We start from the raw sequence: 23906 nt of genomic DNA, 5'->3' as shown, positions 1-23906 counted from the left end.
GGCATCCTTTTTGGGCGTTGTGAGCGAGCCGACGCGTACGCGTCGGCTCCGTCGTTTTCTCGTGTCGGTGTTCTACTCATTGTCCACAGGCCCCGGAACGTGTTCTACCGGGGTGCGCTCCAGTCACCGATCCGCGATCAGAGCTCACGAAGCAACTCGGGATGGGATGGTCTCCCCGGCTTCGTCCGCCGATGAGGCGTCGTCCTCCGGGGTGGGCAAGGGTGGCGCCACGTCTCCCGAGAACTTTCGGGAGAGCCTACGGGACACTCTGCGCGCTGAACCATCGGGATTTCGCGTTTTGGTCGGCCTTGTGACGGATGACATAGGCTGCGGTCCGCGCGCCGGCTCCGGCGGAAAAACGCCCGCACATACGACAACACCCCGGGCCGTCTGATCGACGGCCCGGGGTGTTGTCTGCTGTGAGGAGTTGAAACGTCGAGTACTGGGGTGGTTTTCACGCGGCGAAACCGCAAGGTTTGCCCGAAAGTTCCGCAAGGATCACTCCACGTGGTTACGAGACCTGATCTGCAGCTTTGTGCCCTGAGTCGCGATCTTCCGCCACATCCGACAGTCAACGCCGATTCTGTCGGCGCTGTTGCACACCGGCCGAGATCGCGCCGTAGGCGTGAGCTGCCGAGGATGCCCGGAAAGTACCGCTTGGATCGACTGTGACGGACGCGGCTGGGCCCCGGCCGTCGTTTGACGGTCGGGGTCCAGCCGGCTGAGGGGGTAGGTCAGGTCAGGATCGATATGGTTTGCGCGTGGCCTTCCGTCCGAGGGCGCGGTCTGTCAGCTTGAAGTTCCGTTCGATCACGTCCGTGTGGTCGGGTTTGAAGTTCCGCTGAAGCTTGAGGTTGCTGACTGCGATGGCGATGCCGATCTGCAGCATGAGCAGGGGTTCTCTGCGTGGTCCGACGTTGGTGCGTTTCAGCCCGGTCACGCAAGGGGGAGGATGAAGGTGGTGCGGCGACCTGCGTGCTTGTCTGACTTCGGGTAGCGATGGATGCGATCGATCCGGCGGGTCAAGAGGAAGTGCGCCAATTCGGGCTTAGCGCGATAGCCCATGTCGACTCCCAGAAGTCGATTTCTCTGGCGCGATCTGGGCTTCGGCGTTTGCGGCCAGCCATCGATTCGCTCAAGGCATCGCATTAATGCGGCTGCGTCTCCTGATGTGGGCCCGCCGACTTCCACCGCCAGGATGGTGCGGGGTACGGCCCCCGGTGCGCGGATGGGCCCAATCGCCATCACCGCGGTCACCCCGATGCCGAAGGCCATTTTTCGGGTTCGCGTAGCCGAGGCACCGTCGCCGCGAACTTCGTTATTGTCCTGGCGGATGTAGAAGCGTGCGCGGGAAACGGCCGACTTGATCTTGTCGGGCTTCGATCCCATTCCTTCTCCTACAGCGGCAAGGTCAAGGATCGTCTCGTCGGCAACCATGTCACCGCGCCACCTCGCCAATCCAGGCCAGTCGATCGATGCTGCAATCAGGCTGTTGACGAGCTCACCCGCACGGAGGTTGCGTCTGCTCGCCAATGCGCGCTCATCTGGGGTCCGGGCTGCGAGCGCGGTAGCAAAGTCGCCGTTGCTCATAGTCCGTGCAGGCAGGTCCCAGAACGAGTCGATACAGGTCACTTGCGCGTGTAGCCAGGCCCGAAACCTGGCTTCTTCCCGATTCTTCGGATCGTCATCGAACGCCGCGCGGGCTTCACTGTTGATCGCCATCCCGACCATGCTCAACTGGAGGTCGGTCAGTGAATAGATGGTTCGGAGGATCTCCCGCACGGTCGTGGTCACCCCGATCTCTGGAATCAGGACCATTGCGACCAGGACGGCTTGGAGGGTGAATTGCGGGTGGCGAATAGCCGGTCTTTGCGCGATCCCGTCTTCTCGCTGCCAGGCGGTGATCATCCCCACTGCGTTAGACCGAGATACGAGATCAACTGCTGCGCTGACACTGCTGTTGCGATAGCGACCGGTGTCGGCTTCTTTCCCGTTCGTCATTTCGGATCTCCCTGCTTGGCGTGATCAATCAGGCGGAGGGTGTCTGCAATGCTGTAAGCACGAAGCGAGCATTCGATATCGATGAACACTTCGGTGTTCCATGTGTCGGCCATCCGTAGCGACACCGCCAGGGGAAGAGCGAGCTCTGCTAAGCGCAGCAGCCAGAGGTAGCGAAGGGCGCGAACCGAGAATTGGATATTGACGCCTCGCTTGCGCATGTGCTCCTGGGCTCGGTTTAGCGCGTTCTTGTCAGGGGAGCCGATCAGCAGACCACTCCCGACTGCCTGGGCACGGGCGGACAAGTACTCACCGGCATCAGGGTCCAAGGCCGGGACGATCCGCTCCCGGCCCTCGCGATTGACTAGCCTGACGACGATGCGTTCCTCGCCGTCGACCGTCTCGCCATAGACGTCGCACCCTCGCAGTGCGCGCAGTTCGCTCTCTCGCCCTCCCACCGCCAGGCCGAACGCGATGCACAGCTGAGCCTTGGTCCTAATCCCGTCTGGGGCCACGGACAGAACGTGCCGTGCTGCCGCGAGGTCAGCTTCTGTCAGAGGGGAGAATCGTGATTGTCGCGGTACCGGGCCCGGACCCCGCGGGGGCCCGAACTCACGAGGGTGCAGCTGCCGGGCAGCCTCAACGAGACGACCGCGCCGACTGCGGATGCTCCCAGCTGGGCTGCCGGCCGCGATCTCTCGTGCCGCCCAGCGATTGACCTCCGCGGCGCGCAATGCAGCCTCGGGGTCGATATATCCGCGCCCGTCGGCCCATGAGGCCAAGTACCGGGCCAACTCGCCCAACGCCGTCACGTCATTGCGGTCCATCAGCGGTGGGGGTGCTGCCAGTCGAAGCCGCAGTGCGTGCTTGCGAGCCTCCACCGCCCACGGTCCCTCGACTTGCACTGCGGCCCGACCAAGCCGCGTCCGCCTGTCCTGGGTCGCGTGAGGTGAATCGGCGGCGACGTCGAGCTGACTGACGAAAGCGGACCCTGTCGCGGAAACTACCCCGGTCGTCGATTGACGAGGCCACCTACCCATGGGACCGGACCCCCTGCGTAGCGGCGACACGCCGGGAGCGAACATTGACTGCGAATTCTGCGTACGCCAACATAGACGTAGCTCCTCTCAAGGGAGTCATGAACTGAAAGCGGTGCACTCGCATCGCGTCCGGAGGCCGGGAGTTGCAGCTCCCGGCTTCTGCGATTTGCATGCGTCCGTGTTGCCCTACGGGCCGCTCGGGGTACCACGCGCCCCGGCGCTCTCTGCGTGCAATCTCCTGGTGCCGCTCCCTCCCGGCGCTCACGCACCGTGTCGTAGGTCACTGATAGACCGACCGTAGGACTGACACTTTCCAACGTCAGATCGACACGCAGGAGAGACACGAATTAATGCTCAACACGGACCGTGGCCCGCGAACATCTGCCGCATCTAGCAGGTATTCTGGTCTTATCGGAATCTCGCAACCCCAAGACTGAGGCGATTCTCAGTCACGCAAGGACTTCAAATGCCTGCTATTCAGCCGGCGCGAGGCGATTCTGTCGCTGACCTTCGGGCCAGTCGCGCCAAGTACCCGACCGCCAGCCCCTGTCGCAATCCCACGTGTGCTTCTCTCGTCAGCTACGACGAGACATCTCGAGGCGCACCGGCGAGGTTTTGTTCCGACCGGTGCAGGACCGAGTTCAACCGCACTAGGCGCGCACTCAAGCTCGACCTCACCCACGTGCAATCCCAGCTCAGCGGGCAGCCTCCCCAGGGGAAAATCGCACGAGAACTTAAAGGGCAGTCGACGCACCTCAGATGGCTACTCGACTGGTACGGCGGCGGCGATGACTGACTGACAACAGCCCGGCCGGAGTGAATATTCGTCTCATTGGCGACTACCGGCATTGCCTCCGGGAGCCAGGTGCCGGTAGCGCGGATATTGCGCTCGGGGGCCAGTAGTGGTGCGCTTGGGAGCCACCTTCACCACTGCCTCGCTGGGGCGAGTGTCGCCATCGCCACGCGGCGGTGACGGAAGCCGCCGATGCGACCGAAGAGTTGGGTGATGTGCAGAGGTGTTCTTCCAGCATGTTCCACGCCGGGGTGTGCACCAGCGCGCGGCCCACCGCGCGTGCAACAGCTGCGACGATAGCTTGCCAGGGTTGGGGCCGCGCGCAATCCTCGGTATGCCGAGCACGCCACCCAGTGCGCCGCCGTGTCCTTGTGGGGGAATGTCCACGAGTCGTTCCCACAACACCCGCCGGCGCTGCGTGACGGTCACCGGAGCCGCCCACCGAATGGGAAGCAAGGCGAGCTACCGGAAGTCAAGGTCATCGGGTGGCCCCGACAGGCGCGATCACCGGCCCCTAACCCCGCTGATTCATGGGGCGTGATGGAGTCGGGTTTCTACGGATGTTGTGTCCGGCGGGTCGTGTAGACGTGTTTGGGCGCCGGCTGGCGCTGCCGGTGGGCGGGTCTCCGGGTGGTGCTGTCGTGGGTGGGCAGGTGGGGTCAGGCCGGTTTGGGGATCGCGGCGATCGTGTGGAACACCGCTTCGATGGCGGTGGCCCAGGGCCAGGTCTCGGGGATTTTGACCCGTCTACGTCGGCTGCTGCGGGTCAGTAGGGCGGCGACGTGGAGGAAGCGGTAGCGCATCGCTTTGGGCTCGCACGCTGCGAGGATGGTGGCGGCGCCGGTGCAGGCCAGCATCCGGGTCCAGGCGACGAGGTCGGCGGCGATCATCACCGCCACCAGCCATGCCTGGTTGAGAGCGAACTCTCGCGAGGGCAGACGGCCCAGGCCGGTGTCTTTGGCGTGGCGGATCCGGTCCTCCACCCGGGCGTGCGCCCGATGCCTGGCCTCGAGGAACTGCAGTTGACCGGTGGCGGTGTTGGTGACGAACGCCTGGTAGCGCCACCCGTCGAGTTCCTCGAACATCGACAACTGGGCGCCGGGGTGGGGCCGCTCACGGCGGACGATGACCCGCATCCCGTCGGGCCACTTGGCGAGCATCCTGGGCGGCAGCAGTCCAGTCAGCTCGGCGATCTCCGCGCCCGGCCTCAGGTCGCCGTCTTGATTCACCGCTGGCCCCCACGCGGTGTCGGGGGCGATCGCGATGGCCCGGCGGATTCCGGCGGTGATCGAGAAGCCGACCGAGTACTCCACCCGCCGACCACGGATCCGATTCTGCTCGGAGATCCACTCCAACAGGTCATGGGAGGCGCCGGCGCCGTCGGATCGGATCAGCACATCACGCCGATGGGCGGCGGGAATCTGGGCGATGGCTTGCCCCAGGACGTCGATGTGGTCGGCCGCGGTGTTCGACCCCGCGTTGCCCGGCCGCAAGCTCGCAGCGAGGAACTCTTCTGTGTTGTCGCACCACACGCCGATCGGGTGGTAGCCGAAGGTGCGCTTGTAGGTCGGCGCGCTCTGTTCTTTCTCGCTGTGGGTGACCACGATGGTGGCGTCCACATCGAGCACGACCGTGTCCCCCAGATCCCGGCCCGCGCACTTGGAGGCCGGCACCCCGCCGGGCAGCTGGGACCACACATGCCGCCGCGTACGGGCCCGCGCGACCTGGATCTTTTTGCGTTTACCAGCGGTGACCTCGTCCAGGGCGCGCCACACCGTCGGAGAGGAGGCGACCGGACCCAGGACAGTGGATTGGTGGCGCAGGACGCGGATGTCGGCGATGGACGTGCCGCCACCTGTGAGCATCACCGCGACATCGGTCAACACCCTGCCACGGTCATGGATCGGGATGGATCGGCGCTGCGCCATGGCCCCCGACAGCTCGGCGGTCAGGCCGACGCGATCAGCCAGAAGACGCGGCGCGATGACCCCGGCATGAGCAATCACCCCGACATCCTCGACGGAGAACGACAGACCAGACGACCACGAAGTACGCTTCACCTACCGAGTGCTTTCTGCTTGAGGATCAGGAACCTTAGACAAGTCCCAGTTTCCCCTGTTCAGGAAGCACTTCGGTCTATTTTCACCCAGCGATCCGCAGATCCCCGTGAACTACCGGGGCTAACGGCAATACTGCTGGCCCCCGGACGCAATATCCGGTGGCCCAAAACCTCCAACTACTCACCTGACCAACGACCATCACCCGGCAGGGCTGGGGGCGAGCGCGCGTACTGCCGCGGTGAATTGCTCTAGGTCGAGCCTCTTGTGACCTTGAAGGCCGTGGGGGCTGATGCCGAGCGCCGCAACCGCCACCGCGATGGCGGGGTCCGGAATTAGGCGCGGAGCTACCCGGTTGACCCAGGGCCACTTTTCACCCTCACCATGGTGGCGTGAGACGAAGTCTGGGTCATACCGGGGCTCGCTGAGGATCTCCACCACGCCATGGAATCCGTTCCCCACCGAGTAGAGGACCACCAGGTCACCGGGCGCGAACGAGGGGCGCCCTTTCGAGCTGGAGGAGATCCATCCCTCCTGCGACCACCTCACCGGATCGGTGTCGCCGTAGTGCGGCTTCATCCACAGTGAGACCCCACCGCCGGCATCCTCGAGCAGCTGGGCTAGTGCGTCCGGTTCCGTGCCCGTGCCGCCGGTAGGGGGCACCCGAGATGCCTGTGGAAGTCGTGCGGCTCGCGCTTTGAGTTCGTCGAGGTCGGTGTCGTCGACGTCCCAGCCCTTCTCCCACCAGTCGTCGAGCACTTCCTGCAGTCGAGTGACTTCAGTCGGCGGAAGAATGACCGACAACTCGTCGTTGGGCGGGTTCGACTCGTGAAGTCCAGCCCCCGTGAGGTTGGCGGAGCCCACCATGCCGAACGAGGAACCCACCACGTAGGCCTTGGCGTGCAGGCTGGCGCAGTGCCGGATATACACGCCCGCCCGGAGGAGCTCGCGTAGGCCAGGCACCGTGAGGACCTTGTTGGCGACTGAAGAAGGTTCGAGTTGGGTCAGCAGGTACCAGTCATCATCCGACTCGGCTGCAAGCTCGGCGAGTCGCTGCGCGATGGGGAACGTTAGGAACGGGCTGGTCAGTGTCACTGTGCCGGACACGGTGGCCAGAGCAGCGAACAGTTCCGCTCCGGCGTCGTGAACAACGCGCGTGTAGGTCATGTCGTCAAACGTAGTGGTCGACGGCTCAATCGTTCGGATAGTTCTCGGATCCACGTCGTACAAGCGTCCGTCGTTTCCATTGAGGAAATCCCGCCCACCTCGCCCCCAGGCGGGTCCGGTACACGCCGGTGTTTTGACCGGCATGTAACTTCCGAATACGAGCCGTCCGGGATATCGCAGTTCCCGTTCTTCGGCTTCCGGGTGAGGTTCCGGCGGGGCGATGCGTGCACGAACCTGACCGGAATGGCTCGAATCAGTCACCGGCGGGTATCGGGTGTCGTCTTCCGTCCAGGTCAGATCGCATTCAGGACACTCGTATTCTGGCGTCAACCCCGGTGTTTCATGGGGATCTGCGAATTTCCGGGCATAAATAGACCGAAGTGCTTCCTGAACAGGGGAAACTGGGACTTGTCTAGAGCTCCAGGTTCTCAAGCAGAAAGCACTCGGTAGGTGAAGCGTACTTCGTGGTCGTCTGGTCTGTCGTTCTCCGTCGATGATGTCGGGGTGATTTCTCACGCCGGGACGATCGCGCCACGCCTTCTGGCTGACCGCGTCGGGCTGACCGCCGAGCTGTCCAAGGCCATGGCGCAGCGCCGATCCATCCCGATCCATGACCGTGGACGGGTGTTGACCGATGTCGCGGTGATGCTCACCGGTGGCGGCACGAACATTGCCGATATCCGCGTCCTGCGCCACCAATCCACAGTTCTCGGGCCGGTCGCCTCGTCCCCGACGGTGTGGCGCACCCTGGATGAGGTCACCGCCGGTAAACGCAAGAAAATCCAGGTCGCGCGGCCTCGTGCCCGTCGGCATGTGTGGTCCCACCTGCCCGGCGGGGTGCCCGCCTCTAAGTGCGCGGGCCGGGATCTGGGGGACACAGTCGTGCTTGATGTGGATGCCACCATCGTGGTCACCCACAGCGAGAAAGAACAGACCGCGCCAACCTATAAGCGCACGTTCGGCTACCACCCGATCGGCGTGTGGTGCGACAACACAGAAGAGTTCCTCGCCGCGAGCCTGCGGCCGGGCAACGCCGGGTCGAACACCGCCTCAGACCACATCGACGTCCTGGGCCAGGCGATCGCCCAGATCCCCGCCGCTCACCGGCGTGATGTGCTGATCCGCTCCGACGGTGCCGGCGCCTCCCACGACCTGTTGGACTGGATCACCGACCAGAACCGCGTCCGAGGCCGGCGGATGGAGTACTCGGTCGGATTCGCCATCACCAGCCCGATGCGCCGAGCCATCGCGACCTGCCCCGAAGCCGCGTGGGGACCAGCGCTCAACCCCAACGGGGACATCCGCGACGGGGCCGAGGTCGCCGAACTGACCGGGTTCCTCTCCCCGCGGATGCTCGCCAAGTGGCCCGACGAGATGCGGGTGATCGTCCGCCGTGAGCGGCCCCACCCGGGCGCCCAGTTGTCGATGTTCGAGGAACTCGACGGGTGGCGCTACCAGGCCTTTGTCACCAACACCCGTACCGGGCAACTGCAGTTCCTCGAAGCACGGCACCGGGCGCACGCCCGGGTTGAGGACCGGATCCGCCACGCCAAAGACACCGGACTCGGCCGACTGCCCTCACGCGAGTTCGCCCTCAATCAGGCCTGGCTGGTGACGGTCATGATCGCCGCCGACCTCATCGCGTGGACCCGGATGCTGGCCTGCACCGGCGACGCCGCCATCCTCGCTGCGTGTGAGCCCAAAGCAATGCGCTACCGCTTCCTGCACGTCGCGGCCCTGCTGACCCGCAGCAGCCGACGACGACGCGTAAAAATCCCTGAGACCTGGCCGTGGGCCGTCGCCATCGACGCCGTGTTCCACACGATCGCAGCGATCCCCAAACCCGCCTGACCCCACCCGCCCGCCCACGACAGCACCACCCGGAGACCCGCCCACCGGCAGCGCCAGCCGGTGCTCCCGCACGCCTACACGCCGATCAGAGCACAACATCCGTAGAGAACCGAATCTCCCACACCCCATGAATCAGGGGGGTCAACTCCTCGACAAGACACCCGGGGTAGGAGTACCCGGGCACCAGCGGCAATGCCGGAAACCCCCAGGCCACCCGAAGGGTGCGACGAGCCGAACATTCCGGGCATGGTGGCCGGGTTTGCCCCACCAGATCGGCGAAGTCCACCGGTATCGGCGCGTGCATACGGTCGTGGCAGACACGACACACGAACACGGGTCCGTTACCGAAACGGTCTCGATCATTCTCCGCGTCGAGGACATGGCGTTCGAGAGCTACCGGACTCCTTTCGCAGCTTGGGCACTGGGGATCTACCGGCGGTTGAACATGGGCGAACCGCTCCCGTTCTGCCTCGCAGTCAAAAAGCTCCCGCCAGGGGGTAGGCGAGTCGTCCTCAGCTTGCACCGCATTGATCACCTGTGACATCACGGACGCATCGATCGTCGCCGGCGCTGGCGGCAACGAGAAGCCGAGCCGGCGCTGCACCGCGGCCACAGACAGACCACGGGAAAAGAATCGAATGCTCTCGAAGTCGATATCCCCAGCCCCCGCGACGGATTCTTCAATCCAATCCCACTGGATAATCGCCAACCGCGGCGTCTCGACCAGATGCAGAACCGTATCCCCAGGTCTCGCGTCATTGGGGAGGTCCCATGTGCTGCTCAGACCTGGCCCCGCATCTCGGCCAGCCATCTCGGCCAGCACCACACGCCAAGGACTGGCAGTGCCCAGGTGCAGCCGTTCCTCGTCATCACTCCCAGTAACCATGGTCCCCCTCGAGAGTTGCCGAAGGGCAGGACAGTACAACACCGGACTGCACGAGACTGAACGAATACCGCTAGTCGCGTCTCCGCTACCCTTCAGAACTGTGACCACCGAACTGCACATGTCTCCCTACGACCTACGGGCGTGGGAGAGCCTCACCAACCGCGTGAACAGCACACGAGAACCGACTGCTGTCGCTAAGCGCTTGTCGCAGGTTCGGGCACGCGTCACGGAAACGTCCGCTACTGCGATTGAAGCTGGGAAGAAGCTTCCCGGGGCGGTTGAGACCGCAGACGCTATGAAATTCGCCCTCGACAAGGCGATGTCAGGCCTTCACCTAATGACGGTCGACTTCGGATTGAATTCTGTGAATGCGGCAACGGTCATCAAGCGATTCACCAAGGCTGGCTATAGCGTCGAGTCCCTCGACGACATCCGCACGCTCGATCTTAAAATCTGCGACACAGTGGGATCAACGAAGAAGCAGAAATATGTCGCCGCTGGCGCGATCGAAGGCAGCGCTTCATCTCTCGCGGTCACTGGTTTAACTGTCAGTTCGACAGTGTCCGGAGGCGTGGGAGTGGGTGTGGCGGCCGGAGCGATCGCGGTCGACTCCCTCACTGTCCTCACTGGAATGGGACGCATCATCGCGTCGGTCGCGGCGAACTACGGTTATGACGTTCGGCTTCCAGAGGAAGCGGTATTCGCCTCGGGTGTTCTCGCGTATTCCACTGCCGGAAACGCGTCCGAGAAAGCAGTTACGATGGCCGCGCTTTCCCGATTGACCCAGCAAATGATGCGAAGGGCCACTTGGACGCAACTGTCTTCGAACCATCTCGTCAGAGTGGTAGACATCGTATTCAAAGCTCTAGGACAGAAACTGACACACAAGAAACTCGCGCAGGTCATTCCCGTAGTTGGTGTCGCTATCAACGGTGGCCTTAACGCAAAAATGGCCAGCGATACCGTCACGCGGGCTCATACAGTCTACCGATTGCGTTTCCTGACTGAGAAGTACGGGCTGGATCCAGAGTCCTGGCGTCCTGACGTTACCCCCGAGGATGTCGACAAGCGGACGAGGGACCTTCCGATGATCGACGAGATCGTCGAAGCGGAACTCTTATGAGCACCCATACGGGCTGAAGTAGGGCCCACCGATCTGGTCCAGGTGTAACTACAGCGGTCAGCCCGGTCTACGGTCTAAGATCCTCCAGCCGGCCTGGGGACCAAACAATATTCGCCAGTTGAAGCAACAAAGCACTACGCTCGCGCTGGGCCTGTTTATCGAACCGGTCGTAACTCTGAAACTCGAGGCCTTCGTCCCGACGCAGGCGCTGGAACTGCGGTTGATGCTGATAAGTACCCGAGTGGAGACTCGCCGCATAGAAGTTCTGTCGACCGTAGTGTGCGACTTTCTCCTCATATGTCTTGTCCTGCAGGCTGCGGTTCACGTCAGCTGGCAGGAGGAGCAGTGCGCCGATGTCATCGCGCCAAGCCTCAAAGTCTTGGCGACTGTCGAACTGATCGAGGTGGCGCTCGTACCTGTCCGCCCAAATGTGTTCGATGTCGTACGGATTCTTCGCAGTGCGGTCGATCAGCGTGGCGAAATCAAGACCTCGCCCAGACTTCTGTTCGACATATGCGCTGACGCGAGCGAGTAAGTGGAATATGTAACGTCGCGAGAACTGGTTTAGTCTCAGCTCTGCGATGCCGCCGCGTCCACGGCTGCGGTTGCCTTCGAAGCTGGCCTCGTCTGTCTCAAGTCTGGCCGACAACACGGTAATCAGCCCATTGAGCGGTTTGCGCCGCACGTCCTTGGCCAGCAGCCACATTGTGTAGGACACCGCGTTGTATCCCGATCGTTGGTAATTCACTGCTCGGCGCATCAACCAGATGTCGAGGTAGGTGGCGACGGCCTGGATCTTGCGGCGCGCCGTGTCCTCGCTGTCGGTGACCTCAAGGGGTGCCAATAGCACCGTGTATTGCCAGGTGAAGTTATTGTGCGCGTTGTAGTACACCGCCTCCAGCCCTGGCATAAGCCGAGTGCTGGCGTCGAGAATTTGAAGGTAGTAGCGGGCGAAGAACCGGAATTCTTCAGTCATCAATCGCAGGTTCTGCTCACGAGTTCCTACGCCGACCCGGCCGGAGTGGTCGCGCAACCACCGGTGAAAGGTGCTGCCGATCAGTTCCCAATCACGGTCAGTGGCACCCTTGCGCCGATCGCGAATGGTCTCAGCGTATTGGGCGCGTAGCCAGGCTTTGATGAACTCGGCGTCCCGCTCTGTATCGGTTTCCTCGCCCCACGAGATAAGGTCGAGCACCGTGCGTTTCCATGCGTCATTGGCCTTGGCCCGGTCCTCGGATCCCGTGATCGGAGCGAGCAGGTACGCCTTGACCATGTCAACTGGGCTGAGCGGCTTACCGCGATCGTTCATCGTCTCGAAGATCGCGTAGGCATGCTGGTCGGAATCGGTAGCGATTTCGATGAGCCCGACCTTGTTCAGAAGCCAGTAGATGAACGATTGGAAGCCGTCGCCGAGTTCGCCGGAGATGTCAAGGTCTTCAATATCGTGGTAGCGGTGCACCATAGTCTGCACTGACTCTTCACGACCGTCGGTGGAGAAGGTCTCGCCGTTGAACAACGCGCGGATGACCGGAGTCCGCTCCGCGATGTCGAGGTTGAACACCTCCTCACCCAGAGAATCGGAGTAGATCAACGGCTCGATAGTCCGGGCAGCCTTGAGATTCGCATCTCTGGCCTGCCGGTACAGGTGTATCAGTAACAGGGTCAGTGAGGTGACGCGCTGCTGTCCGTCCACCAGATAGTTTTTGTTGCGTCGCTGAGTGACGATAATCGAACCGAGAAAATACTCGTCGTACCCCGACACATCTTTCGTCGAGTCACCTTCTGTGTAGGAACGCTGAAAGGTACTTGTCAGGTCTTGGACGAGTTCCGCAATATTTTCACGGTCCCACTTGTACTCGCGCTGGTACTCATCAATAGAGAACGTGCGACTCTGCAGAAGTTGAGTGACCGTACGGTAGTGCGGAGTGATGCTAGCCATTGATTTCTGATGCCTTCCTTTTTGCGTCTGCTACCAGCATGCGCGGGCGTCTGGGGCCGCCATGCTGCGATCGAGATGCGCTGTTTGCTACGACTCGGTGGCCCCGAGTTCGCTCGCTACATGCGCGGCGAAATTGGGGTCGTTGTGGATACGCGACACCACGTCGTCGGTCAGCTTGTTCAGGTCCAGTGGCCATGCAATATCCGTCTTCGTACGGCGCGTCTGCTCACGGTAGGCGTCGTAAGCGCTCTCCCCGTCGTTGCCATAGGCCGTTAGGACGTGATCGAAGACCATCTGAACTTTGGAAGAGAAGATATCAACTGTGTACGGCTCCTCGGGCAGTCCCTGATCGAGAATTCTCCGAATTGTGCTGTCAACGTCACTCTTGACGTCCACTTTGTGACGCCAGTCCTGCACCAGCAGGTCATGCAGGTGCTTGAGGAGGTTCTTAGCACTTGCCTTGACCTTCTCGCGCTCCTCGTCGGTCAGCTCGGGTTCGGGCTGGGTCAGCAGATCGAAGATCGCCAGCTCCGCTTCGCTCATGCCCTCTCGCACCGAACGCTCTTCTTCTTCAGTCAACGTCTCCGACAGGCGGATCAGGCGTTTGAGGTACTCGTCGATGTTCACGCTTCCGGCGTTGTAATCAGAGATGAGCTGTTCAATACGCTCCACAAGCTCGTACCGGGTCGGGTTGCGGGTAGCCGCCCCGATGGCCTTCTGGCGCAGGAGCTGCGCCAGCCGGTCTGTCTCCGCTCGCTTACGACCTGCGAGTCTGGCGGCCAAACCCTCGAAATCAATCTGCGACAAGTCGATCAGCGGATCAGGTTTCGTTCCCTCGGCGGCTGCTCGGATGACGTATTCCTCGGCACCGACGGATCGGTCGAGCAGCGCGTCGACCGCATTAGCGACTGCCCCAATATCTGCTTCGGCTGGCCGGGTGACGTCCGCGATGCGTTCGGCGACGACTCGGATGGCGGCGACATTGCGTTGGTGGGCGGCGGCGTCCGGGTTCGGCAGCAATGCCTTGAAGAGCTTGCGGACCCGCCGGGCCTTCTGCTGAAAGTCGATCCGGACATCCTCGTCCACGAGCAGCGCTTCCACCACGGCATCCCTTTTGGCGATGTGGGCGAAGCCTTCCGCATCCCGCATAGCCGCAAGATCGGCACCAACAGAACCGCAGAAGGTGAAGACCCCGGTGACGGCAGCATCCAACTCGGCGGAGAGCGCATCGATGATCTCGATGGGAGAGTCGCCGGCCTCCGCGGCACCGTAGATCGCGAGAGCGTTTTCCAAGTTCCGGAAGACGCCGACATAGTCGACAATCAGACCGTTGTCCTTGTCAGGGAATACGCGGTTAGCGCGGGCGATGGTCTGCATCAGCGTGTGGTTCTTCATCGGCCGATCCAGGTAGATCGTGGACACGCTCGGAGCATCGAAACCGGTCATCCACATCGCACAAACGAACACCAGCCGCAGCGGATCGGCAGGGTCCTTGAACTTCTCGGCGAGATCTTCACGATTCATCCGCTCACGGTGCGGCCGAATATCGAGGCCCTGGTCGTCGAGCATTTTGAGTTCGTTCTGGCTCTGCGAGACCACTACCGCCATATCGGTGGTGCGCATCAACTCGATCCGCGACGCCAGCCAGGGCCGCTCCAACTCCGGCAGCGCGTCATGCTCGGCCTGCAACTCGTGCAAATGCTCCGCCCAGGCGTTTTGGACTAGGTCATACATGCGCACGGCGGCGGCCTTGTCGAGTCCGACGTACATCGCCTTGCCACTAAATCCCCGTCCCACGAAATGCGTGACGAGATCCTTGGCGAGGGTCTTTAACCGCTCCGGGCGCGTGAGGAGCGTGTACTGGGTGCCGAAGGCGCGTGCCAGTTGCCCCTCGGCGTCCTCGTCGAGCTCGGCCTCTTCCAGGAGCGCGTCGAGTTCTTCGGAGAAGCTCTCGTTAATTAGCTGCAGCTCAGGAATCCGGTTCTCGTAGTACAGCGGAACCGTTGCGCCGTCCTCGATGGCGTCGCGGAAGTTGTAGACGCTGACGTAATCGCCGAACTGCTCACGAGTGGCCTGTTCCTGACCGGCGATCAACGGGGTACCGGTGAAACCCATCATCGAGGCGTTCGGCAGCGCAGTGCGCATGTTGAGGGCGAGCGTGTCGTACTGGCTGCGGTGCGCCTCATCGGTGATGACGATGACGTCGGAACGGTCCGAGAGCATTGGCATCTGCCGCTCACCTCGGCTCTTGGACGGCTGGAATTTCTGAATCAGGGTGAACACGTACCGGTGATCAGCGGCTAGCAGCTCACGCAAGTGCGCGACGGAATCCGCATGCACTCGAGCCTCCGGCGAAATCGCGCCCGCCGCGGCGAACTCTCCATGCAGCTGCGTGTCGAGTTCCTTACGGTCGGTGACCATCACAAACGTCCACTTGCCCGGCACCTGGCGCAGCACCTTCTGCGTGAACCACAGCATCGACAGCGACTTACCCGAGCCCTGGGTGTGCCAGAACACCCCGAGCCGCTTGTCGTGTTCTGTCCGCGCACGGTGGAGATTTTCGATCGCGGCGTTCACCCCCAGGTACTGATGCGAGCGCGCCAAAACCTTGATTAGTCCGCCGGGACGCTCCATGTATGCGACAAAGTTTTCGAACAGGTCGAGCAGGACCGCCGGATTACAGGTGCCGCGCAAAGCGGTCTCCAAGGCGATAGCGCCGCGTGTGCCATGGGAGTCGACGACCTTCCAGTCATTGAAGAACTCCCACGGCGAGTACGTTGATCCGATCTTGGCCTCTCCGCCGTTGGAGAGAAGCACAAAACAGTTCGGGATGAACAGTTGCGGGATGGTGTCGCGGTTGTCGGTCAGGTTGTGCTCGTATGCCGACTTGATCGGCTCGTTGGGTTCCTTGAATTCCATCAACACCAATGGCACGCCGTTGATGAACAGCGCAACATCAAGGCGGCGACTGTGGAGGTTGCCTTTGACCCACATCTGTTGGACAGCCAGCAGATCGTTGTTTGAGGGATCGGTCAGGTCAAAGTATTGGAGTCGTTCGATCTGCTTGTCGCCGGCCTCGTTGACCCATTCGGCCTGGTAGCCGTCACGTAGCAGGTCGTGGACCTCACGGTTGGCGCGCACGCGATTCATGACCGAACGGTCTTTGGTTAGTAGCTCGATGGCTTCGTTGATCGAGGTGTCGGGCACGTGCTCGGGGTTGAATGTGCGCATCGCAGACCGGAGCCGATAGGTGAGGACGACGTCGCGTTGAGAGTCGCGCCCTAGGGTGCCTTGCGCGCCAAGGGTTTCGGAGAAGGCGTCGACTGGAGTCCAGCCGAGATCAGCAAGCAGTTCCATGCTTGGCTTCTCGACGTAAACGTACTCCGGCCCCTTTGCCATCATCACGCCACCGCCTCCTCAAGCAGCACATCGAGATCGAGCGTAGACACATCAATCTGACCGGTGACGAGCTTTGGTAGCAGCAAGTCGCGGAGGGCCCTGAGGTTCTCACTCTGCCACGAGAGTGAGGCCGCCTGAGTACCAAATGAGTCAGCGAGCGTTTGGTATGACGCGAGCAGATCCGATGGCGGGACCAGGAACGGCCGTGCGTACGCGGCCTCACGACTTAGCCCTGGGACTGCTGCATGGGAGTTAGTGAACTCGGACCGACGCAACTGCTCGGCGACGAATCGCAGCGGCAAGTCTGTGCTCACGTAGTAGGCCGTGTCGATCGGCCAGCAAGGACCATCGACCCAGTGGACGCTTCCGACGTTGCCCTTGCGGCCTACAACGATCGCAGGGCCGTCGACCAGCATCTCATCGTGCCAACCTACGACCCCGGCAGAACTCACTACCGCAACGCCGCCGCCGCGCCTGGCATCTGCCTTCAGAGCCTTTCCGTATTTTAGTTCGAGGACGTCGCCGATGGTGCCCGCCATCCATCTCTCAGGGATTGGGCCGAGGGCGGAGTCGGTCATGGGTACGTCGCTGTGGCCAGGGTAGCGGAACTTCACGAACCACTCGCGGTAGATGGCCCGCGCCATCTCCTCCAACACCTCCACCCGCCGGCGATTATTCTCAATCAAATCGTCGAACGACCCTAGAACTTGGCCGATCCCGATTTGTGTCGCCAGGTCAGGCACTCGCACAACAACCGATGAGAACACCGACTTATTGATAATCGGTGTTGCGGCCCCACTGGCGCCCTGCGCAATCCCCTGGGCCGCGTATCGAAGTAGGTAGTAGAGAAATCTGCTGTCGGTATCGGAGTTCGGGACGATTGTGTTGATCTGCTGGTTCGTTACCGACTCAGTCGGAAGCAAACAAACCTTGCCGATGGTGGCCCCAATACAAACGAACGCGACAGCATTCGCTGGAACGATTCGAGTCTTCAGCCCCACTCGTCCTAGGCGAGAAAGACACCTCCCCGGACTCGGGCGTCGGTCACCCTCGTTCATGTCGCTCGGGGTCACGAACGGCACTTCGTTCCCAAACCAGTCCGGATGCCGAGACGGCGGTGTACTGCCAGTTACCACTGTGCCGAGATCCCCAATTGCCTTGTCACTCCATTCGCTCATACCTCAAGGATCCCTTGGACAGCGGCATCGACCTTCGTACGCAGAGTGTCGGCCTCATCACTCAGCATCGAGAATTCCTCATATAAGGCTCCGAGGTCGCCGATGAAGTCGACGTCGCTCTCGTCGACCGCAGCTGTGCCGGTGTAACGGCCAGGGTTCAGACTCCAGCCCTGTGCCTCGATCTCGGCCCGAGTTGCAACTTTGCAGAGTCCAGGGACGTCGACGTACTCACCGTCAGGGAAGTTCTGCTTGAGCAGAGCTTCGCTGCTCTCAGTGGTATCGACGTCCTCCCCGCGGTAGAGCCGCACAATGTTGGCGAGGAACTCGATCTGGTCAGGCGTGAAATCGCGATGTGCACGGTCGATCTGGTTGTAGATGTGCCGAGCATCAAGGAACAGCACGGTGTCCTCGCGCGGAGTGCCAACCTTGGCCTTGTCGAGAAACCACAGTGTCACCGGCAGGGTGACGGTGTAGAAGAAATTGGAGCTGATGGAGACCATCACATCGACGGTCCCGGACTCGATCAACTGCTTGCGAATCTCCTTCTCGGAGTGGCCCGCGTCTGCGGCGGAGTTCGCCATGACGAAGCCCGCTCGCCCTTGTGGGGATAGCGCCGCGTAAAACTGTTGGATCCACAGGAAGTTGCCGTTATCGGCTTTCGGCAGGCCAAAGGGAAACCGCTTGTCGCCGGCCAGCTGATCCTTCTTGATCTTGTCGACGTTGAACGGCGGATTGGCCATCACATAGTCGAAGGCACCGACCGCCCTGTGCGGGTCCTCGTAGTAGCTGTTGGCCTGGCGAATATCGCCTGAGAGCCCGTGAAGCGCCAGGTTCATCTTCGCCAACGGGATAGTGTCCTCGGTCTTCTCCGCACCGAAAACCGAGAGCTTGCGGCTGGCCGACTCATGGTGGCGTTCTACGAACTTTGCACACTGCACAAACATGCCGCCCGACCCGCACGCCGGGTCAAAGACGCGGCCCTGGTATGGCTCCAGTATCTCGACAATGAGACGGACTATGGAGTACGGCGTGAAGTATTCGCCCCCGCCCTTGCCTTCCTGCGCTGCGAAGTTGGAGAGGAAGTCTTCGTAGACGAAGCCGAAGGCGTCCCCTTCAAGCTGCGTAGGCAGCGGTGCGAAGAGACGAAGCAACTCAATTAGGGTCGAGGGTTCCAGTTTCTGGTAGCCACGCGGAAGGATGTCTTTGAGCTCGGGGTTGGCTTGCTCAATTGCCTTGATCGCCTCATCGGTGGCCTTGCCAATGTCGTGGCCCTCCGGCAGCTCGACGAGGTAAGACAAGCGCGACTCATCGGGCACATAGAGCACGGCCTTCGCCTTGTAGTCCGCGGCCGTTGCAGGGTTGCGCTTGGTGGCCTTAGCCTCGACCTCGGCACGCACCGCCTCGAAGCGGTTCTCTGCGTATGCAAGGAACACTAGTCCTAGCACTGGATCGCGGTATTGGCCCGGTGTCAGCTTTGAGTTGGCTCGCAGTTCGTCGGCAGCGGACCACAACATAGCCCGCACCTTGGCGAGGTCCGAAGTCTTCATGAGTCGAGACTAATGCCGCCCAGCGAAACCCACCGACTCGAACCTCGATTGCCAAGAAGTCGATACCTACGGCTCTGTTAGGGGACATCGACCCCGAGATCCCGCGACCTCCCCGCCAAGCCTTCGGCACACGAAAAAGCGGCCTCAGCCAGGAATTACCCCGGCTTCGGCCGCTGCAGTTCTAGACTCGAACTGCTCGCTGTGGGCGAAGGGGGACTTGAACCCCCACGTCCCGAAGGACACTGGCACCTGAAGCCAGCGCGTCTGCCATTCCGCCACTCGCCCGAGTAACGCTCGAATACGTTAACACGCGCGGAACCGCTCATCCCAATCCGCTGGTAGCGGGCCTGCTGACTGTTCGTCGCGTGCTTCCGTTGGCCGTCGCCTCTATGATCGACCGGATGCCGCCGCGGGCGGCGTGACCGAACCCGCCCGGGTACCGGGTGCGATCCGACCGGATGGAGAGGAGAGTGAGCGTGGGAATCGTCGGCAAGTTCGAACGGACCCTCCAGGGTGCCGTGGGCGACGCGTTCGCCCGACTCTTCGGCGGCCGGGTGGTGGCGGCCGAGGTGGAGGCGCAGCTGCGTAAGCAGGCGGAGGCCTCCCTCAAGGTGGTCGACGGCCACCTGCTGGTCTCCAACAGCTACACCATCACCCTCGCGCGCTCCGACTACGCGTCGTTCACCGAGGACGAGGCGCTGGCCGTGAAGACCTTCTCCCGCCACCTGTCGGATCACATCAGCGAGCAGGGCTGGGAGACCTACGGTCCGGTCACGGTGACCTTCGTGGAGCGCGACGACCTCCACACCGGACAGATGCGTATCGACGGGGTCGTGGACCCCGATGCCGTCCCGTTCCACATCTCGGCCGCCGCGCCGGCACCGCGACCGGGTCATCCCGCGCCGTCGTCGCCGTCGCGCCGCGAGCCGAGTGCGAGCAAGGAGAACATCGACATGCAGGCACCCGCCTCCAACTATCCCGTCGCGGCCGAGACCGGCCCCCGCAGCTCCGGCTGGGGCGGTCCGTCCGACGCGCCCACCCAGATCACGCAGGGGCGCTCGTCCCTGGCGGTCACGCTGCACCTCGAGGACGGCTCGGGCCGCACCTTCCGCCTCCAGCGGGGCTCCAACCTGCTCGGACGGGGTCAGGACGCCGCGTTCCGACTGCCCGACACGGGCGTCTCGCGGCAGCACGCGGACATCCACTTCGACGGGCGGGAAGCGGTTCTCACCGACCTCGGCTCGACCAACGGCACCACGGTCAACGGCGGCCCGGTCCAGGACTGGCAGCTGGCCGACGGCGACGTGATCCGGGTCGGACACTCGGAGATCACCGTCCGGTTCGACTAGCCTCGACACGGATGACCCCCGGAACCACCGGGGGCGGTGACACGTTGGTAGAGGTGACCCGACCGGCGAGGGGAGGACGGCACCAGTGCAGGGACTCGTTCTGCAGCTTTCGCGCGGCCTGTTGCTGGTGCTGCTGTGGCTGTTCATCTACCTCACGCTGCGGGCGCTGAAGACCGACGTCTTCGGCAACGTGGGCATGCGATCCGGCGGCCGCGCCGAGCGCCGCGGTGGCGTGTTCGGCCGCGGCGCCAAGGCCATCCGCCACCTCGTCGTCACGCAGGGCGCGCTGGCCGGCACCCGCATCACGCTGTCGGAGCAACCGGTTTTGCTGGGCCGGGCGGACTCGTGCACGTTGGTGATAGACGACGACTACGCGTCCAACCAGCACGCGCGGCTGTCGCCACACGGCCCCGACTGGTTCCTCGAGGATCTGGGTTCGACCAACGGCACCTATCTGGACAGGACGCGGGTGACGACCCCGGTCAAGGTGGCCGCCGGCACGCCGATCCGGATCGGCAAGACCGTGATCGAGCTGCGCGCGTGACCCCGGCGCTCGTCTACACCGCCCGGTCCCACCTGGGGATGGTGCGGGATAACAACGAGGACTCGGCCTACGCCGGCCCGCGCCTGCTCGCGCTCGCCGACGGGATGGGCGGCCACGCGGCGGGGGAGATCGCCAGCCAGTTCGTCGTGGCCGCGCTGGCCCGGCTCGACGAGGACGAGCCCGGGCAGAACCTCACCGCCGCCCTCACCCGCGCGCTCACCGTCGGCAACGAGGCGATCGCCGCCCACGTGGAGGCGCACCCGGAGACCGAGGGCATGGGCTGCACCGCCACGGCGTTGCTGTTCGACGGCCGCCGCATGGGCCTGATCCACGTGGGTGACTCGCGCGCGTACCTGCTGCGCGACGGCACGCTGAGCCAGATCACCAAGGACGACACGTTCGTGCAGTCCCTCGTCGACCGCGGGGAGCTCTCCGCCGACGAGGCGCACTCCCACCCGCGCCGCTCGCTCATCCTCAAGGCCCTGACCGGCGAGCCGGTGGAACCGACCGCCGTCATCCGCGAGGCCCGGGTCGGCGACCGCTACCTGCTGTGCTCGGACGGCCTGTCCGACCCGGTGAGCACGGAGACCATCGCCGAGACGCTCGCCACGGGCACGGTCGAGGAGGCGGCGGACCGGCTGGTGCAGCTGGCGTTGCGATCGGGCGGGCCGGACAACATCACCGTCGTGCTGGCGGACGTCCTGGACTCGCCCCGCGAGGCGTCCGTGGTCCCCGTGGTGGTCGGCGCGGCGTCCGGCGACGAGCCGGGCCAGATCGACCCGGCCGCCGACCCGTACTCGGACACCGCGGCCGGGAAGGCCGCCGCGTTCTCCCGCGCCCAGGTCGCCTCGCGCGGCGGGGAGGTCGACGGGACCGCCGTGGGGCGCGGAGCCGCCGGGGCGGGGCCGGAGGGCGACGACGACGAGGGCGATCCCGCTCCGCCGCGTGGCAGCAGATGGCGTTTCGCGTTGAGCGTCGTCGGGGTCCTCGCGGTGCTGGCCGGGATCGTCGGCGTGTCGGCGCTGCTCGTCCGCAGCAACTACTTCGTCACCGAGGAGGACAACCAGGTCGTGGTGAAGAGGGGCATCTCCGGGGAGGTCTTCGGCATCTCGTTGGCCTCGGTCAGCCAGGTCGCGTGCCTGGCCGACGACGGTGACCTGACGATGCACTCCCCCGACGCCATCCCCACCGGCTGCGACGTGTTCACCCTGGGTGACCTGCGCGAACCCGCCCGGGAGACCGTCCGCGCCGGCATGCCGTCGGGCAGCCTCTCCGAGGCCACGGCCCAGGTCTCCCGCCTCGCGCAGGACAATCTCCTGCCGGTGTGCGAGCCCGCGCCACGGAACCCGGACCGCGACGGGCGCACCTCGCCGTCGTCGCCCTCCTCCCCCACCGAGGCGCCCGCGTCGCCCGGGGCGCCCACGGGTGAGCCCGCACGGCCCCCCGAGGAGCCCACGGAAGCCTCCCCGGCCGAGCGGTCACCCGAGCGCTCCCCCGCCGAGTCGCCCACGTCCCCCGCGGCGCCCGCGCCGGTGCCCGGTGAGACCTGTCGGGCGGTGAGCTGACCGTGCCCTCCGCAGCGTCGGCCCCGCCCCCGTCCGACCCCCGGGCCCAGGCGGTCCCCGACCGCCCCCGCCGGGGCAAGGAACTCGTCCTGCTCGTCGCCGCGACGGTGATCGTCGGGTTCGCGCTCCTGCTCGTCCAGCTGGCCCAGGAACAGGAACTGTCGCCGGCCCTGCTGTGGATCACGCTGGCGTTCCTCGGCCTGTCCGGCGGCGCCCACCTGCTCATCCGCTGGCTCGCCCCCTACGCCGACCCCGTGCTGCTGCCGGGCGTCGCGCTGCTCAACGGCCTCGGGCTCGTCCTCATCTACCGGCTCGACCTCGCGTACGCGGCCAACGCCGTGGCCAGCGGCAACGACCCGCCCGGGATGGACGTCACCCGGCAGCTGCTGTGGACGTTCATCGGGCTCGGCGTCATGGGCGCGGTCCTGTTCTTCCTGCGCGACCACCGGGTCATGGCCCGCTACGGCTACACGCTGGGGTTCGCCGGGCTCGCCCTGCTGGCGATCCCGGCCGTGCTGCCCGCGCGGTTCTCCGAGATCAACGGCGCCAAGAACTGGATCATCTTGCCCGGGTTCACCATCCAGCCCGGCGAGTTCGCCAAGATCCTGCTCATCATCTTCTTCGCCTCGATCCTCGTGGAGAAACGCGAACTGTTCACCACCGCCGGTAAGCGCGTGCTGGGGGTGGACCTGCCGCGCGCCCGCGACCTCGGGCCCATCATCGTGGCGTGGTTCCTGTCGCTCGGCGTGCTGGTGTTCAACACCGACCTGGGTATGGCGCTGCTGATCTTCGCCACCGTGTTGACCATGCTGTACGTGGCCACCGAGCGGGTGAGCTGGCTGCTCATCGGCGTGGTGCTGGTCGCGGTCGGCGGTGTGCTCGCCTACGCGCTGTTCGGGCACGTCCGCGTTCGGTTCCAGATCTGGCAGGACCCGTTCGCGTTCTTCGACACCGGCGGCTACCAGAGCTCGCAGGCACTGTTCGGACTGGCCTCCGGCGGGATGGGCGGCACCGGGCTCGGCAACGGTCGGCCCGACCAGGTGCCGTTCGCCAACACCGACTTCATCACCTCCACCATCGGCGAGGAGCTGGGCCTCATCGGCCTGGCCGCCGTGCTGATGGTCTACGCGATCCTCGTGCTGCGCGGCATCCGCGTGGGGCTGACGATCCGCGACAGCTTCGGCAAGCTCGTCGCCGTGGGCCTGGCGTTCACCGTGGCCATCCAGCTGTTCGTCGTGGTGGGCGGCGTGTCCACGCTCATCCCGCTCACCGGCCTCACCCTGCCGTTCATGGCGTACGGCGGGTCCAGCCTGCTCGCCAACTACGCCCTCCTGGCCATCCTGCTGCGCCTGTCCAACGACGCGCGCCGGCCCATGCCCACCCCGCGCCAGGCGCCGGCGCTCGCCGAGGCCGCCACCGGCCTGATGCGCACGCCGCGGCTGCTGCCGGGGCGGAGGAACGGGTGAGCGC

Annotated in this window: 16 protein-coding genes and 1 tRNA gene; 6 read left to right on the top strand and 11 right to left on the bottom strand. The window is 63.9% G+C overall.

The features are described 5' to 3' along the window. Positions 1–739: 739 nt before the first annotated feature. From VYL96_RS00270 to VYL96_RS00250, 5 genes are all read right to left on the bottom strand, one after another. Positions 740–940 (bottom strand): hypothetical protein, encoded by a 201-nt coding sequence (locus VYL96_RS00270; protein ID WP_131886383.1) that lies wholly within the window; start codon positions 938–940, stop codon positions 740–742. After that, complete coding sequence (locus VYL96_RS00265) at positions 937–2001, bottom strand: hypothetical protein (protein WP_131886382.1); 1065 nt, start codon at positions 1999–2001, stop codon at positions 937–939. The genes VYL96_RS00270 and VYL96_RS00265 overlap by 4 nt, the downstream gene beginning before the upstream one ends. Beyond that, entirely contained in the window at positions 1998–2513 is a 516-nt protein-coding gene (locus VYL96_RS00260) for a site-specific integrase (protein WP_131886381.1), read from the bottom strand. The genes VYL96_RS00265 and VYL96_RS00260 overlap by 4 nt, the downstream gene beginning before the upstream one ends. A gap of 1977 nt (positions 2514–4490) precedes the next feature. Beyond that, positions 4491–5891, bottom strand: a complete 1401-nt coding sequence (locus VYL96_RS00255; RefSeq protein ID WP_039867814.1) for an IS1380 family transposase — start codon at positions 5889–5891, stop codon at positions 4491–4493. A gap of 198 nt (positions 5892–6089) precedes the next feature. Beyond that, a complete protein-coding gene (locus tag VYL96_RS00250; protein ID WP_329440319.1) occupies positions 6090–7109 on the bottom strand; it encodes a phospholipase D-like domain-containing protein in 1020 nt (339 codons plus the stop codon). A gap of 396 nt (positions 7110–7505) precedes the next feature. Between VYL96_RS00250 and VYL96_RS00245 the strand changes: the two genes are divergently transcribed. After that, a complete protein-coding gene (locus VYL96_RS00245) occupies positions 7506–8906 on the top strand; it encodes an IS1380 family transposase (RefSeq protein WP_329438400.1) in 1401 nt (466 codons plus the stop codon). Positions 8907–8991: 85 nt separating this feature from the next. Here VYL96_RS00245 and VYL96_RS00240 read toward each other — a convergent pair whose 3' ends face one another. Next, positions 8992–9732 (bottom strand): hypothetical protein, encoded by a 741-nt coding sequence (locus tag VYL96_RS00240; protein WP_165928461.1) that lies wholly within the window; start codon positions 9730–9732, stop codon positions 8992–8994. A 160-nt stretch (positions 9733–9892) separates the two neighbouring features. Between VYL96_RS00240 and VYL96_RS00235 the strand changes: the two genes are divergently transcribed. Further along, positions 9893–10915: an EcsC family protein gene (locus tag VYL96_RS00235; RefSeq protein ID WP_165928462.1), complete on the top strand. Its 1023-nt coding sequence runs from the start codon at positions 9893–9895 to the stop codon at positions 10913–10915. Between the two features lie 67 nt (positions 10916–10982). Here VYL96_RS00235 and VYL96_RS00230 read toward each other — a convergent pair whose 3' ends face one another. From VYL96_RS00230 to VYL96_RS00210, 5 genes are all read right to left on the bottom strand, one after another. Beyond that, a complete protein-coding gene (locus tag VYL96_RS00230) occupies positions 10983–12854 on the bottom strand; it encodes a DUF262 domain-containing protein (RefSeq protein ID WP_131885593.1) in 1872 nt (623 codons plus the stop codon). Positions 12855–12941: 87 nt separating this feature from the next. Then, complete coding sequence (locus tag VYL96_RS00225; RefSeq protein ID WP_131885676.1) at positions 12942–16256, bottom strand: type I restriction endonuclease subunit R; 3315 nt, start codon at positions 16254–16256, stop codon at positions 12942–12944. Further along, positions 16256–17431, bottom strand: coding sequence for a restriction endonuclease subunit S (locus VYL96_RS00220; protein ID WP_131885594.1), 1176 nt, complete (start codon positions 17429–17431; stop codon positions 16256–16258). The genes VYL96_RS00225 and VYL96_RS00220 overlap by 1 nt, the downstream gene beginning before the upstream one ends. Further along, positions 17428–18978, bottom strand: coding sequence for a type I restriction-modification system subunit M (locus VYL96_RS00215; protein ID WP_131885595.1), 1551 nt, complete (start codon positions 18976–18978; stop codon positions 17428–17430). Before VYL96_RS00215 ends, VYL96_RS00220 begins: the two co-directional genes overlap by 4 nt. Positions 18979–19180: 202 nt before the next feature. Then, positions 19181–19263: transfer RNA gene (locus VYL96_RS00210), tRNA-Leu, on the bottom strand. Positions 19264–19448: 185 nt separating this feature from the next. On the opposite strand from VYL96_RS00210, the gene VYL96_RS00205 reads away from it, so the two are divergent. The 4 genes from VYL96_RS00205 (at position 19449) to VYL96_RS00190 (ending at position 23902) form a co-directional block, all read left to right on the top strand. Then, entirely contained in the window at positions 19449–20327 is an 879-nt protein-coding gene (locus tag VYL96_RS00205) for an FHA domain-containing protein (RefSeq protein ID WP_279432744.1), read from the top strand. An 85-nt stretch (positions 20328–20412) separates the two neighbouring features. Next, positions 20413–20871 (top strand): FHA domain-containing protein FhaB/FipA, encoded by a 459-nt coding sequence (locus tag VYL96_RS00200; protein WP_061916654.1) that lies wholly within the window; start codon positions 20413–20415, stop codon positions 20869–20871. After that, positions 20868–22436 carry a PP2C family protein-serine/threonine phosphatase gene (locus VYL96_RS00195; RefSeq protein ID WP_131885596.1) on the top strand — a complete coding sequence of 523 codons (1569 nt, stop codon included), beginning with the start codon at positions 20868–20870 and terminating at the stop codon, positions 22434–22436. Before VYL96_RS00200 ends, VYL96_RS00195 begins: the two co-directional genes overlap by 4 nt. Further along, a complete protein-coding gene (locus VYL96_RS00190) occupies positions 22433–23902 on the top strand; it encodes an FtsW/RodA/SpoVE family cell cycle protein (protein WP_407935085.1) in 1470 nt (489 codons plus the stop codon). The genes VYL96_RS00195 and VYL96_RS00190 overlap by 4 nt, the downstream gene beginning before the upstream one ends. Positions 23903–23906 lie beyond the last annotated feature (4 nt).

This window comes from Dietzia maris (assembly GCF_036287335.1).
Classification (GTDB): domain Bacteria; phylum Actinomycetota; class Actinomycetes; order Mycobacteriales; family Mycobacteriaceae; genus Dietzia; species Dietzia cinnamea.
This window is presented reverse-complemented; position numbering and strand designations above follow the sequence as displayed.